We start from the raw sequence: 13,374 nt of genomic DNA, 5'->3' as shown, positions 1-13,374 counted from the left end.
CCGCCTCGGCGCGGCCACGTCTGTCTCGATCCTAGTCGTACGGTGCCTACAAGCGGTTACTGACCCCGCGAGACGACCGTACCGATCTTCTCGCCGTGGATGACCCGCTCGATGTTGCCCTCTTCGAGGCCGAAGATCACGATCGGCAGCGCGTTGTCGCGAGCCAGGCTGATCGCCGTGGCGTCCGCGACCCGGAGGCCGCGGGCCAGGAAGTCGTCGTACGACAGCTGGTCGAACTTGACCGCGTCCGGGTTCTTCTTCGGGTCGGAGTCGTACACGCCGTCCACGCCCTGCTTGCCCATCAGCAGCGCCTCGGCGCCCACCTCGAGCGCCCGCTGGGCGGCGACGGTGTCGGTGGAGAAGTACGGCATCCCGGAACCGGCGCCGAAGATCACCACACGGCCCTTCTCCAGGTGCCGCTCGGCCTTGCGCGGGATGTACGGCTCGGCGACCTGTCCCATCGTGATCGCGGTCTGCACCCGGGTCTCGATGCCGAGCTTCTCCAGGAAGTCCTGCAGCGCCAGGCAGTTCATCACGGTGCCGAGCATGCCCATGTAGTCGGCCCGGTTCCGCTCCATACCGCGCTGCTGGAGCTCGGCACCACGGAAGAAGTTGCCGCCGCCGACCACCACGGCGACCTGGACGCCCGCCCGCGCCACGTCGGCGATCTGCTTGGCGATCGAGTTCACCACGTCGGGATCGACGCCGAGCTTGCCGCCGCCGAACACCTCACCCGACAGCTTCAGCAGCACCCGGTGATAGGCGGGCGAGAACGGCGAAGAGGCCGGACTCGTCTCGGTACCCAGGGTTTCCGTCACGATTCCGGCCTCCTCGTTGCCTGTGCCTCGTTGCCTGTGTGCGCTCAGATCCTTCGAGGGATCAGGCGCCGACCTCGAAGCGGGCGAACCGCTTCACGGTCACACCGGCGCCGTCGAGCACAGCCTTCACGGTCTTCTTGTTCTCCGTGACCGACGGCTGCTCGAGCAGCACGACCTCCTTGAAGAAGCCGTTCACCCGGCCCTCGACGATCTTCGGCAGGGCGCCTTCCGGCTTGCCCTCCTCGCGAGCGGTCGCCTCGGCGATCCGCTTCTCGTTCTCGACCGTCTCGGCCGGGACCTCGTCGCGGGTGGTGTACAGCGGGCGCATCGCGGCGGCCTGCATGGCGGCGCCGCGGGCGGCCTCGACGTTGTCGCCCTCGAACTCGACCAGCACGCCGACCTGGGCCGGCAGGTCCGCGGCACGCTTGTGCATGTACGCCGTGACCTGGCCGTCGAACACGGCCACCTTGCCGAGCTCCAGCTTCTCGCCGATGACCGCGGCCAGCGCCTCGATGTTCTCGGCGACCGACTTGCCGTCGGTGAGCTTCTCGTTGAGCAGGCCCTCGACGTCGCCGACCTTGCTCGCCGAGGCGTGCGCGACGATGTCGGCGGCGAGCTGCTGGAACTGCTCGTTCTTGGCGACGAAGTCGGTCTCGCAGTTCAGCTGGACCAGCGCGTTCTCCGCCGCGGCCACCAGGCCGTTGGTCGCGGAGCGCTCTGCGCCACGCTTCTGGGCCTTGGCCGCGCCCTTGATGCGCAGCTCCTCGATAGCCTTCTCGAAGTCGCCGTCGGTGGCCTCGAGGGCCTTCTTCGCGTCCATCATGCCCGCGCCGGTGGTGTCGCGGAGCTTCTTCACGTCAGCGGCGGTGTAGTTCGCCATTCCTCGTTCTCTCGTTTTCTCGATGCGGCTGGATGAGCGGGCGGTGGTGCCGTCCGGCGGTGAACCGGACGGCACCCGTGGCTGTCAGGCCTCGTCGGCCTTCGGCGCGTCGTCCTTCGCCTCGGTGACCTCGGCGTCGGTGGCGACCGGCTCGGTCAGGGCCTCGGCCGCGGCCGGGGCCTCGGCGGCGGTCTCGGCCGGAGCCTCTGCCTTGGCCTCGTCGGCCTTCGGGGCGGCCTCGTCGGCCTTGGCCTCGGTCGCCTTCTCCTCGCCGGCCTTGCCGTTCTGGCTCTCCAGCAGCTCGCGCTCCCAGGCGGCCAGCGGCTCTTCCGCACCCAGCTCCTCGCCGGCGGCGGCAGAGCCCTGGCCGGAGCGGCCCATCAGACCGTCCGCGACGGCGTCGGCGACGACCCGGGTCAGCAGGCCGACCGAACGGATCGCGTCGTCGTTCCCCGGAATCGGGTAGTCGACCTCGTCCGGGTCGCAGTTGGTGTCGAGGATGCCGATGATCGGCAGCTTCAGTTTGCGCGCCTCGTCGACCGCGAGGTGCTCCTTCTTGGTGTCCACGATCCACACGGCGGCCGGAACCCGGGCCATGTCGCGGATACCGCCGAGGGTCTTGAGCAGCTTGTCGTGCTCGCGACGCTTCTGCAGCAGCTCCTTCTTGGTGACACCGGAGGCGGCGACGTCGTCGAAGTCGATGAGCTCGAGCTCCTTCAGACGCTGGAGCCGCTTGTTCACGGTCTGGAAGTTGGTCAGCATGCCGCCCAGCCAGCGCTGGTTCACGTACGGCATCCCGACCCGGGTCGCCTGCTCGGCGATCGCTTCCTGGGCCTGCTTCTTGGTACCGACGAACAGGATCGCCCCGCCCGACGCGACCGTGCTGCGGACGAACTCGTACGCGCGGTCGATGTAGGACAGCGACTGCTGCAGGTCGATGATGTAGATGCCGTTGCGCTCGGTCAGGATGTAGCGCTTCATCTTCGGGTTCCAGCGCCGGGTCTGGTGCCCGAAGTGCACGCCGCTTTCCAGCAGCTGCTTCATGGTCACGACGGCCATGAGGTCTCCTTATTGCGACCCGGGTGTTCGTCCGGGTCTACTCGGTTGTCACGCTGCGGACCGGGTTTGATCCGTAGCTCCTGATGCCCGTCGCATGGATCCACCCGGATTGCTCCGGGACCGTTGGATCGACGCTCTTGTGCAGGCATGCGTAGTCGCCCCGCTCACACGGGGCGCCACCGGAAGTGTACGTGACCCCGGACCCGCAACGCGAACCGGGCCCGGTTGTCCACAATCGGCCGATCGGCGGCGAATCCCACCCCCGAAACCGGCACTTTCTCCGGCATGACCATCATCTCCCCCGCCCCGACCCCACCCACCGCGGACTGGCCGCTGAATCCCCGCCCCGAGATCGTCCACGGCTTCGAGCCACCCCCGAAGCCGTGGCTCCCCGGCCACCGCGGCGTGGATCTCGCGGGCCGCCCCGGCCAAGAGGTCCTCGCCGCCACCCCGGGCACGATCACGTACGCCGGTCCGCTCGCCGGCCGCGGCGTCGTCACGATCACGTACGGCGCCCGCCGGACGACGTACGAGCCTGTCGTCGCCGCCGTACCGGTCGGGGCGTCCGTCCGCACCGGCACCGTCATCGGCCGGCTGTCCGCCGCCGGCTCGCACTGCCTGCCGAGAGCCTGCCTGCACTGGGGCCTGCTCCAGGCCAAGCAGTACCTCGATCCCCTGAGCCTGCTCGCCGACCGCCCGGTCCGGCTACTGCCACTCGCAGCCGGACCGCCCACAGTGGCGCCTCTACCGGTGACCCCCGTGGGTGACGCCGGTTATCGGAATCGGCGCGCCGCGAAGCTCGTCATCGCCGCGACCGCCGCGCTCACGCTGGCCGCCGGCCTGCTGATCAGACGCCCGTGAGCCCTACGCGTGCGGGAGGTTCAGCTGCCACGACACCCCGAACCGGTCGTTCACCCAGCCGAACTTCTTGCTGAACCCGTAGTCCCCCAGCGGCATCAACGCGCCGCCACCCTCGACCAGCGCGTTGTAGAGCCGCTCGAGCTCGGCCTCGTCCGCACAGTCCACGAACAACGACATCGAAGGCGTGAAGGTGAATCCATGATGCTGGTAGCTGTCACTGCACATGAACTGCTGCCCGGCCAGGCGGAACACGGCAACCATCACCGACCCCTCGGGGCCAGGTCCCTCGGCGCCGTACTTGTTCATCGAGACGATCTCGGCGTCCGCGAACAGCGACAGGTAGAAGGTCATCGCCTTCTCCGCGCCGCCCTCGAACATCATGAACGTCTTGATCTGCTGCTCGGCCATCGCTCATCTCCTACAGTCGTGGCTTATATAAGTCCTGACTGTAGCACCGGCTCAGCTCCCTGGGACCCGGGCTTGCCAGGCGTCCTCGTCCCGCGACCGGCGCTCGACGCCGGCCGGGAGCTTGTTCCTGGCCAGATCGGTCAGCGTGGTGTTCTCGAGCACGTCCCGCAGGCTCGCCCTGGCCGCGATCCAGACGCGCTGCAGGACGACGGCGTGCTCGTTGTAGCTGACGCTCTCCGGCCGGACACCCGAGATGCTCACGATCGGTCCGTCGACGGCCCGCATCACGTCGGCCACGGAGATCTCGTTCGGGTCGACGGCCAGCCGCCAGCCGCCGGACTGCCCGCGCTGGCTGGCCAGCACCCCGGCCCGGCGCAGGTCGGCGAGGATCCCCTGCAGGAAGCCGTGCGGAATGCCCTGCGCGCGGCTCAACTCCTCGGCCGATACCACCGAATGGTCGTTGGCCACCCATCGCTGGGTGATCTCGATCAGAGCTCGCAACGCATAGTCAGACTTCGCCGAAACCCGCATGTCCCGCAGTCTGCCGTATTCCGGCGCCCACCCGCCGCATCCGGCACGGCATTCACGCCCTGGGATGCGCCTGCTGATAGGCCTGCCGCAGCCGGTCGGTGGAAACATGCGTGTAGACCTGCGTGGTCGCCAGCGACGCATGGCCGAGCAGTTCCTGCACACTGCGCAGATCCGCGCCACCTTCCAGCAGATGTGTGGCCGCCGTATGCCGGAGTCCGTGCGGCGCCAGGTCCGCGTCGACGACGGCGACCCGCTGGTGCACCATCCGGCGTACCGTCCGCTGGTCGATCCGGCCGCCGCGCGCCCCGAGGAACGCCGCCGGCCCGCTCCCCTCGCGCACCAGCTGGGGCCGCGCCTCGGCCAGCCAGCGTTCGATCGCTTGCCCGGCCGGGACGCCGTACGGCACCGACCGCTCCTTGCGCCCCTTGCCGAAGACGCGGACGACCCGGCGTGACCGGTCGATGTCGTCGACGTCGAGGGCACACAGCTCGCCGACGCGGATCCCGGTGGCGTACAGGACTTCCATGATCGCGAGGTCGCGGAGGCCGACCGGGCTGCCGTCGTCCGCGGCGACCGCGGCCGCGTCGAGGACCGTACGGGTGTCGGCCTGGCCGAGCACCCCCGGCAGGGTCTTGTGTGCCTTCGGGCTGGCGAGCAACGCTCCGGGATCCGTACTGATCCGCCCGGTCCGCTGCGCCCAGCCGGTGAACACCCTTGCCGCGGTCGCCCGGCGAGCCATCGTGCTGCGGGATTTCCCCAGACTTTGCTGCTTGGCGAGCCAGGAGCGCAGACCCCTGATATCCAGACCCTCGAGATCATCGTGACCAAGCCGAATCAAATGTTCGAGTAAATCGGCCACATCTCCGATGTAGGCTCTCACCGAGTGAGTGCTGAGGTCTCTTTCCGCCGTCAGATGCCTTTCGTAGTCAGCAAGTAACACAGCGAAACCTTCCGGCATGGAAGGGTTCCCAGTGACTTCGTCCGGCGTCATACCCCCGACGATGCGGGAGGCGCCCCGGCACTGCAAGCCACCGCGCGGGGGCCGAGAAGAGGAGGTCTGGTCGATAGCCCAACGGTCGACTACTGTTCGGCCCGATTGCCCTAGTAGCAACGGAGGCACCCCTGACCATGGCCCCCTCAGCGAACGGACAGACCGTAGGCCGGCGCCTGCCGGTCGAGTCGGCGTTCACTCGAGTCGAGGACGCGCGGCACCGTCTGCCGCGGCTGTTCGGTCGTCGCGACCTGGTTGTACTCGGCCTGGGCGTGATGATCGGCTCCGGCATCTTCAGCATCAGCGGCGTCCAAGCGGCGAACGTGTCCGGACCGGCAGTGATCCTGTCGTTCGTGATCGCCGCGATCGTCTGCCTGCTGGCCGCGGCCTGCTACGCCGAGCTGTCCTCCACGATCCCGGTCTCCGGCAGTGCGTACACGTTCAGCTACGTAACGTTCGGCGAGATGTGGGCATGGCTGGTCGGCTGGGCTCTCGTCCTCGAGCTCGTCACCGCGGCGGCGATCGTCGCCCGGGTCTGGTCCGCGTACTTCCTCGCCACCCTCGACGGGTTCGGCGTCACGCTGCCGAGCGGCATCGCGCAGTTCTTCGGGCCTGAGGCCAAGGTCAACCTGGTCGCCCCGCTGCTGCTGCTGATCCTGACCGCGCTGATCGTGACCGGTACCAAGCTGTCGTCCCGCGTGCTGACGATCGTCGTGATCGCGAAGGTCGCGGTGATCCTGCTGGTCGTGGTCGTCGGCGCCACCCACATCAAGATGGAGAACTACCACCCGTTCATCCCGCCGGCCCGGGCCGCGCCGGCGATGGCGGATCCGACGGTGCTGGGCTGGATCCTCGACACCTCGTTCGGGTCGTTCGGGATGATGGGCATCTTCACGGCGGCGAGCACCATCGTGTTCGCATACATCGGCTTCGACCTGATCGCGACCGCGTCCGAGGACGCGCGCAGCCCGCGCAAGACCGTTCCGCAGGGCATGCTGCTCGGCGTCGGAGCAGTGACGATCCTGTACATCGCGATGGCAGTCGTCCTGGTCGGCATGCGCCCGTACGGTCAGCTCGGCGGCAAGGCCCCGGTCTCCGAAGCCCTCGCCTCGGTCGGCGTCGGCTGGGCCGCGAACGTCGTCAACGTCGGCGCACTGCTCGCGCTGATGACCGTGATCATGGTGGTCCTGATCGCGCAGAGCCGCGTGCTGTTCAACATGGGCCGCGACGGCCTGCTGCCGAAGAGCCTCGGCCGGGTCAGCCGGGTGTACTCCTCCCCCGCCCGCGCCGCAGCCGCCGCCGGCGTCGCCGCCCTGCTCCTCACGCTCTACCCGAAGGTCCTCGACCTCGAAGAGCTACTGGTGATCGGCGCCCTGTTCTGCTTCGCGTTCTGCGCGGTCGGCGTGCTCCGCCTGCGCCGCACCGAGCCGAACCTGGAGCGCGGCTTCCGGGTCCCGCTGGTCCCGCTCATCCCGCTGCTCTCGCTGGCCGCGACCGTGTGGCTGATGCTGAACATGAAGACCGGCACCTGGATCAAGTTCCTGATCTGGATGGGCATCGGCATCGCGATTTACGGCCTCTACGGCCGCTGGCACAGCCGCCTAGCCAACGAAGACAGCTGGGACTTCGACTTCGGCGACACCGACCCCGGCACCGGCGGCCTCCAAGCCATCCGAGCAGCCCACGACGACTCCACCGAACTCCGCGCCATCCGCACCCCACCCGACCAACAACAACCCCAAAAAGCCAACCGCGGCAAACACATGCGCAACTGAGCAAGCCAACCCCGGTGCACCCGGTCCCCCTGGACCGCGATCGCCCGAACGCGCACCCCCACCGCCAAACCGCACCACACCCCGCCCTGCACGAGCCCCGGCCCCCGGCTCGCCAGAACCCAACACCAACCAGGCAGCCCAACTGCCTGCGCCCCCACCGACCCGCGCCGATCCACCCCGGTCCAACTTCCAGGAACAGCCAACAAGTTTCCAGAAACAGCCGCCGAGGCCGCCCCCACCAACTGCCGCGCTGACCACGCTGACCGCACTGACCGCGCTCACCAAGCTGCCGCGCTCACCGCGCTCACCAAGCTGCCGCGCTCACCGCGCTCACCAAGCTGCCGCGCTCACCGCGCTAGTCGATGCCCATGCCGACCACAGCTCGCGTTCCGCAACCCCGCCGATCCGACGCCCGCTACCCAGGCGCCCACACGCATTTGGCCACCACCGCGCAACCACCATCAGCCGCATACACCTGGCCACCACGCAAGGCCCGGCCCAGGCGCAAGACGCAAGGCCCGGGGCCCAGGGGCAAGGCGCGAGGCGCGGCCCGGGCGCAAGGCGCAAGGCACAAGGCGCGAGGCGCTCAGCCTCCGCGAGAACACATCGGCTCACCCTCAACCGACAGGCCGCGCGCAGCTCCCTAGCCGCCGAGGAGCACCGTCGAGAGCACCAACCAGCTGTCCGAGAACTCCGGGGATCGCCGAGCACCCCACCCGAGCCGAGCATCCGCCGCCATACACGCCGTCACCGAATAGCGGGATCCGCGAGGTGCGGACGTACCTCGACACCGACCAGCAGCCGGGCGAGGTGCTCGTCGATGACCCCCGAGGCGCGGCAGGCGCTGCCAGCAGGAGCCTTTCCAGCCGCACTCACCGGCCGCCCCTCGCCCGATGGCTGTCCGCCGCCGGCACTCCCAGCCGACCGCCGCGCGGTGGCAGCTTCGGTATCACCTCCCACCGCCCGGCACAGTCCCCGAGAGCAGTCCCCCGGCAGCACTCCCCCGGGAGCAGCTCACCGCGGCAGTTCCCGGCAGCAGCTCACCGCGGCAGTTCCCGGCAGCAGCTCACCGCGGCAACTCCCCGGCAGCAGCTCACCGCGGCAACTCCCCGGCAGCAGCTCACCGCGGCAGTTCCCGGCAGCAGCTCACCGCGGCAGTTCCCGGCAGCAGCTCACCGCGGCAGTTCCCGGCAGCAGCTCACCGCGACAGTTCCCGGCAGCAGCTCACCGCGGCAGTTCCCGGCAGCAGCTCACCGCGGCAGTTCCCCGGTAGCAGCGCACGGCGGCAGTTCTCCGCCGACCATCGCTCGCGCTAGCTGGCCGGTGACAGTTGCTGCCCAGGAGGTAGCTGGGGTGGATCGGGTCCTGCCCCCGACCGGCGGGCGCCTCGCCGCGCTCGAGCCGGGCTCGAGCCGGCGGTGCAGCTGCTGTTACGCCGGAGGCTGGTGCGTTCGGCAACCACTTCAGACGGGCCCAGCTTGGCCGCCCGGAGCGACGGTGTAGGAAGCGCCTGCCGGCGGCGGGGCGGAGGTGCTGATGTTGGCGCCGTGTTGTTCGAGGTTCGACGGTGCAGCACGTGCCTGTCGTTTGCGGGCGTCGGCCCGAGAAGCCGGAACCTGGCGACCTGAGGCTGGAGGCCGGGACGGCGGACAAGGCGTGCAGGGCTCGTGGTTTCTTGGTGGCTTGCTGGGTTGGCGGTGTGGGCGTTTAGGGGGTGGGTGGTGGGGATTGGAGGTGCCAGCCGGTGGGGGTTTGGGTTACTAGGTTCAGGGTGGCGAGGGTTTGGAGGGAGTGTTCGGTGGTGGGGAGGTCCAGGCCGGCGGTGGTGGCTATTCGGGTTGCTGGGGCTGGGTTGTGAACTGGGACGGCGTCGAGGGTTCGGTGGAGGTCTGGGGTCAGGGTGTCGGTGAGGGTTCGGGGGGCTCGTGGGGGTTGGGTCAGGCCGGTGCCGAAGGGGGAGGTTGCTTCGATGATGTCGGAGACGTTGGTGGCCAGTACTGCGTTGCGTTCGCGGACCAGGAGGTGGCTGCCCGCCGACATCCGGGAGGTGACTGGGCCGGGGACGGCCAGGACTGCGCGGCCACATTGTTCGGCCCAGCCGGCGGTGTTGAGGGCGCCGCTGCGGACGGCGGCCTCGATGACTACGGTGCCTTGGGCAACGGCTGCTATCAGGCGGTTGCGGGCGAGGAAGCGGAGTTTCGTCGGTGAGCATCCAGGTGGGAGTTCGGCGACGACGAGGCCGTCCTCGGCGATGCGGCTGAGGAGTGCGGCGTTGCGTTTCGGGTAGCTGACGTCTACTCCGCAGGCGAGGACCGCGATCGTGAGGCCCGCGGCGGCCAGGGCTCCGCGGTGGGCGGCGGCATCGATGCCGTACGCCCCGCCGGAGACGATCGTGACGCCGTTGTCCGCGAGGCCGGAGGACAGATCGGTGGCCACGTGTTCGCCGTAGGACGAGCAGGCTCGGGAGCCGACGACTGCGACGGCGCTGGACACCGCGGCGCGGAGGTTCGCGCGGCCGCGGACCCAGAGGCCGAACGGTACGCCCGCGCGGCGGGACAACTGGCCTGCTTCGGACAGTACGTCGACCTGCTCAGGCCACTCGTCGTCGCCGGGGATCACGAAGCGCGCGCCCGCGGCGGTGGCGCGTTCGAGGTCGCGATGTGGGTCGGCGGTGACGAGACGGGTGGACCAGCGTTCGTACTCCGGGCTGCGGTGCTGCAGGCGGTCCCAGATCTCCTGGGCGGCGAGACCGTCGAAGGCCCTCAGCGCGGCGAGGTCTCCGGGCTCGATGACGCGCGACAGACCTACGCGGGCCAGTCGTTCCCGGTCACCGTTGCCGTCGGCAAGTACGGTCGCCGATGCGCCGTGTCCCCCGCCGCCGGTCCCGCCTGCTTCTGGAGGTGCGAGGGTCATGTGGTCGCTCCTTTCAGGGGGCGTAGGTCGGTGAGAGGCGTCAGGGCGTGGCCGGAGCGGAGTTGGAAGGCTTCATGGGTGTGGTCGACCGTCGGCCTGGCACAGGCGGCCAGGTCGGCGAGGGTCCAGGCCAGGCGGACCACGCGGTCGAAGCCGCGGGCGGTCAGGCGGCCGGCGGTGTAGTGCGATTCGAGGAGGCGCTGGCTGTCGTCGTCGAGAGGAAACTCGCGGCGGAGGACCGGGCCGGGGATCTCGCTGTTCAAGGTCCAGGCCGTCTCGCCGTAGCGGTGTGCTTGGCGGTCGCGGGCGGCCTGGACGCGAGCCGCCACGACGGCCGTCGACTCGGCTTGCTCGCCGGTGCCGGAAGCACGGGCGGCGGGAAGGATCTGGCGCTGGATGTCCAGGCGGTCCTTGATCGGGCCGCTGATCCGCTGCCGGTACCTCGCCAGGATCTGCGGGGTGCAGTTGCAGATCCCCTGCTCGGTGCCGGACAGGCCGCACGGACACGGGTTGGCGGCCAGCACCAGCATGAAACGCGCCGGGAACTTGGCGACCGCCGCCGCCCGATGGACCTCGACGAACCCGGACTCGAGTGGCTGGCGCAGCGTGTCCAGCGTGAGCGGATGCATCTCCGGGGCCTCGTCGATGAACAGGATGCCACGGTGCGCGCAGCTGATCGCTCCCGGACGCGGGACGCCCGAGCCACCGCCGACCAGGCTGACCAGTGAGGCCGTGTGATGCGGCGCGATGAACGGCGGCCGGACGACCAGCTCGGCGTCGTTGGTCAGGAGGCCGGCGAGCGAATGGACCGCCGAGACTTCCAGCGAATCGTCCGTGCTGAGCTCGGGCATCAGGCCGGCCAGTCGCTCGGCCAGCATGGTCTTGCCCGAGCCCGGCGGGCCGTGCAGGAACAGGTGATGACCACCGGCTGCCGCCGCCTCGATCGCCCGGCGGCCTTCGTGCTGGCCGATGATGTCCTCGAGGTCGACCGCCGGAACCCGGATCAGGGACTCCGACACCAGCCGCGGCTCGGCCCGCGGCGGGGCCTCCTCGGGCACCTCGACCCCGCGGAGCAGCGCCAGCACCTGACGGAGCGAGCGAGCGCCGTACACCTGGATGCCGGGGACGAGGCGGGCCTCGCCGACATTCAGGTCGGGGACGACGATGCGGTCGAAGCCGGCGCGGGACGCGGCGAGGGTCATCGCCAGCGCGCCCCGGACCTCACGGATCCGGCCGTCGAGGCCTAGTTCGCCGATGATCGCGGTACGGCGGAGGGCGCCAGGGTCGACCGCACCGGCGGCCGTGAGCAGTGACAGCGCGATCGCGACATCGTAGTGCGAGCCGGTCTTGGGCAGGGTGGCCGGTGAGAGGCCGATGGTGACTTTCCGGTCGGGGAACCGCTCGCCGCTGTTCACCACGGCAGCGCGGACGCGGTCGCGAGCCTCGGACAGGGACGCGTCCGGGAGGCCGATGAGCGTCGTCTTCGGCAGGCCCTGGGCGATGTCGGTCTCGACCTCGACCAGGTGCCCTTCCAGCCCGACCAGCGCCACCGACCAGGTCTGTGCGAGCGCCATCAGATCGCACCCCGCACGTGATCGACCCGCGGCGGCGTGTTGTGGTCGAACAGGATCGAAATGACGTCGATCCGGATCTCCGCCGGTCTGAGCTCATGGGTCTGCAACCAGCGCCCGGCGAGCCTGCGCAGGGTCGCGAGCTTCCGGTACGTGATCGACTCCGCGGGGCTTCCGTAGTTCAGCCCGCGTCGGGTCTTCACCTCGCAGACGACGAGGGTGTCCCCCTCGCGCGCCACGATGTCGATCTCGCCGAGCGCGCAGCGCCAGTTGCGCTCGAGCACGGCGAAGCCGGCGTCGCTCAGATACCTCGCGGCGAGATCCTCGCCGTACCGTCCGACGGTGTTCTTGGTCCGCATCGATGACCACCTCCGGCAGAGAAGATGCCGGGATCAGGTCAGGGAAACGGACCTCACTTTCCGCCTGTGGACAAACTCAGCGGCCGAAGTCGGAGTCCTTGGGGACCTCGAGGTCGGACTTGGCGAGCTCTTCGATGTTGACGTCGCGGAAGGTGACCACCTTCGCGTTCTTCACGAAGCGGGCGGAACGGTAGACGTCCCAGACCCACGCGTCGGCCATCGTGACCTCGAAGTACACGTCGCCGCCCTCGGTGCGGACCTTCAGGTCGACCGCGTTGCACAGGTAGAAGCGCCGCTCGGTCTCGACGACGTACTTGAAGATCCCGACGACGTCCTTGTACTCCCGATAGAGCTGAAGCTCCATATCGGTTTCATATTTCTCAAGGTCGTCAGCACTCATGCCTGCACCTCGCTGCGCTCGGCTCCGGCATGAGCGCTGGGGGCAGCAGTGTTGTTGGTTCGCTCGCTACGCTCGCTCACAGGCAGGCTCTCCACTCCGGTGGGACTGGTCACATTCTGTCCCATATCGGGCCGCAGACTGCGGCGGACATTCTCGAACCGCCGTCGATGTTGTGGGCACGGGCCGTATTCGTCCAGTGCCGCCTGGTGTTCCGGGGTGCAGTAACCCTTGTGGATCCCGAACCCGTACTGCGGGTACTCCTTGTCCCAGTGCTCCATCACCCGGTCCCGGGTCACCTTGGCAATCACGGACGCGGCCGCGATGCAAGCGGCCACGCGGTCACCCTTCCAGATCGCCAGGCCCGGTACGCCGAGGCCGTCGACGCCGAAGCCGTCGGTGAGGACGTACGACGGGCGCACGTCCAGCCGGAAGAGCGCCCGGCGGAGCGCCTCGACGTTCGCGACGTGCATGCCGAGGCGGTCGCACTCGGGCGCCTCGATGGCCACCACGGACCACGCCAGCGCGCGCTTGCGGACCTCCTCGTAGCAGCGCTCGCGCGCCTTCGCGGTGAGCAGCTTGGAGTCCGCCAGGCCCGGGACCTGGCCGCGCTTGCCGTCCGGAAGGATCACGGCGGCCGCCACCAGCGGTCCCGCACAGGGCCCACGACCGGCCTCGTCGACGCCGGCGATCGGATCGAGGCCGACGCGTCGCAGCGCCCGCTCGTACCCGTACAGCCCGGCGTCCCGCCGGACCGTGCTCCCGCGCGGCAGCGCGCTCATCCAACCCTCCGCATCACACAACTCACCCT

At 69.4% G+C, this 13,374-nt stretch carries 14 protein-coding genes; 2 read left to right on the top strand and 12 right to left on the bottom strand.

Annotated elements, in window-relative coordinates; translation table 11 throughout:
* Positions 1-56 precede the first annotated feature (56 nt).
* The 3 genes from pyrH to rpsB form a co-directional block, all read right to left on the bottom strand.
* On the bottom strand, positions 57-818 hold the full coding sequence (gene pyrH, locus ACXJJ3_RS36615; RefSeq protein ID WP_344188123.1) for a UMP kinase: 762 nt from the start codon (positions 816-818) through the stop codon (positions 57-59).
* Between the two features lie 61 nt (positions 819-879).
* Positions 880-1,698, bottom strand: a complete 819-nt coding sequence (tsf, locus tag ACXJJ3_RS36610) for a translation elongation factor Ts (RefSeq protein WP_458166491.1) — start codon at positions 1,696-1,698, stop codon at positions 880-882.
* A gap of 84 nt (positions 1,699-1,782) precedes the next feature.
* Positions 1,783-2,757: a 30S ribosomal protein S2 gene (rpsB, locus tag ACXJJ3_RS36605; RefSeq protein ID WP_458166490.1), complete on the bottom strand. Its 975-nt coding sequence runs from the start codon at positions 2,755-2,757 to the stop codon at positions 1,783-1,785.
* A 285-nt stretch (positions 2,758-3,042) separates the two neighbouring features.
* Here rpsB and ACXJJ3_RS36600 point away from each other — a divergent pair, with 285 nt between their 5' ends.
* On the top strand, positions 3,043-3,618 hold the full coding sequence (locus ACXJJ3_RS36600) for a murein hydrolase activator EnvC family protein (protein WP_458166489.1): 576 nt from the start codon (positions 3,043-3,045) through the stop codon (positions 3,616-3,618).
* Positions 3,619-3,621: 3 nt separating this feature from the next.
* Here the strand turns inward: ACXJJ3_RS36600 and ACXJJ3_RS36595 are convergent, their stop codons facing one another.
* The 3 genes from ACXJJ3_RS36595 to ACXJJ3_RS36585 are packed head-to-tail and all read right to left on the bottom strand — an operon-like array spanning position 3,622 to position 5,548.
* Positions 3,622-4,026 (bottom strand): VOC family protein, encoded by a 405-nt coding sequence (locus ACXJJ3_RS36595; protein ID WP_458166488.1) that lies wholly within the window; start codon positions 4,024-4,026, stop codon positions 3,622-3,624.
* 51 nt (positions 4,027-4,077) lie between these two features.
* Positions 4,078-4,557, bottom strand: coding sequence for an RrF2 family transcriptional regulator (locus ACXJJ3_RS36590; RefSeq protein WP_458166487.1), 480 nt, complete (start codon positions 4,555-4,557; stop codon positions 4,078-4,080).
* A 52-nt stretch (positions 4,558-4,609) separates the two neighbouring features.
* Entirely contained in the window at positions 4,610-5,548 is a 939-nt protein-coding gene (locus ACXJJ3_RS36585; RefSeq protein WP_458166486.1) for a tyrosine recombinase XerC, read from the bottom strand.
* 137 nt (positions 5,549-5,685) lie between these two features.
* On the opposite strand from ACXJJ3_RS36585, the gene ACXJJ3_RS36580 reads away from it, so the two are divergent.
* Complete coding sequence (locus ACXJJ3_RS36580; RefSeq protein ID WP_458166485.1) at positions 5,686-7,323, top strand: APC family permease; 1,638 nt, start codon at positions 5,686-5,688, stop codon at positions 7,321-7,323.
* A gap of 747 nt (positions 7,324-8,070) precedes the next feature.
* Here ACXJJ3_RS36580 and ACXJJ3_RS36575 read toward each other — a convergent pair.
* From ACXJJ3_RS36575 to ACXJJ3_RS36550, 6 genes are all read right to left on the bottom strand, one after another.
* The gene (locus tag ACXJJ3_RS36575) at positions 8,071-8,199 is read right to left on the bottom strand and encodes a hypothetical protein (protein WP_458166484.1); all 129 of its coding nucleotides are present in this window, start codon (positions 8,197-8,199) and stop codon (positions 8,071-8,073) included.
* Between the two features lie 831 nt (positions 8,200-9,030).
* Positions 9,031-10,236, bottom strand: a complete 1,206-nt coding sequence (gene dprA, locus ACXJJ3_RS36570) for a DNA-processing protein DprA (RefSeq protein WP_458166482.1) — start codon at positions 10,234-10,236, stop codon at positions 9,031-9,033.
* Positions 10,233-11,810 carry a YifB family Mg chelatase-like AAA ATPase gene (locus ACXJJ3_RS36565; protein ID WP_458166481.1) on the bottom strand — a complete coding sequence of 526 codons (1,578 nt, stop codon included), beginning with the start codon at positions 11,808-11,810 and terminating at the stop codon, positions 10,233-10,235. Before ACXJJ3_RS36565 ends, dprA begins: the two co-directional genes overlap by 4 nt.
* Positions 11,810-12,166, bottom strand: a complete 357-nt coding sequence (locus ACXJJ3_RS36560) for a YraN family protein (RefSeq protein ID WP_458166480.1) — start codon at positions 12,164-12,166, stop codon at positions 11,810-11,812. Before ACXJJ3_RS36560 ends, ACXJJ3_RS36565 begins: the two co-directional genes overlap by 1 nt.
* 76 nt (positions 12,167-12,242) lie before the next feature.
* Entirely contained in the window at positions 12,243-12,566 is a 324-nt protein-coding gene (locus tag ACXJJ3_RS36555) for a DUF2469 domain-containing protein (protein ID WP_012922325.1), read from the bottom strand.
* Positions 12,563-13,345: a ribonuclease HII gene (locus ACXJJ3_RS36550; protein ID WP_458166478.1), complete on the bottom strand. Its 783-nt coding sequence runs from the start codon at positions 13,343-13,345 to the stop codon at positions 12,563-12,565. The genes ACXJJ3_RS36555 and ACXJJ3_RS36550 overlap by 4 nt, the downstream gene beginning before the upstream one ends.
* Positions 13,346-13,374 lie beyond the last annotated feature (29 nt).

The sequence above is a fragment of the Kribbella sp. WER1 genome (assembly GCF_054189145.1).
Note: the sequence above shows the minus strand (reverse complement) of the source record. Positions and strands in the feature narration are given on the sequence as shown.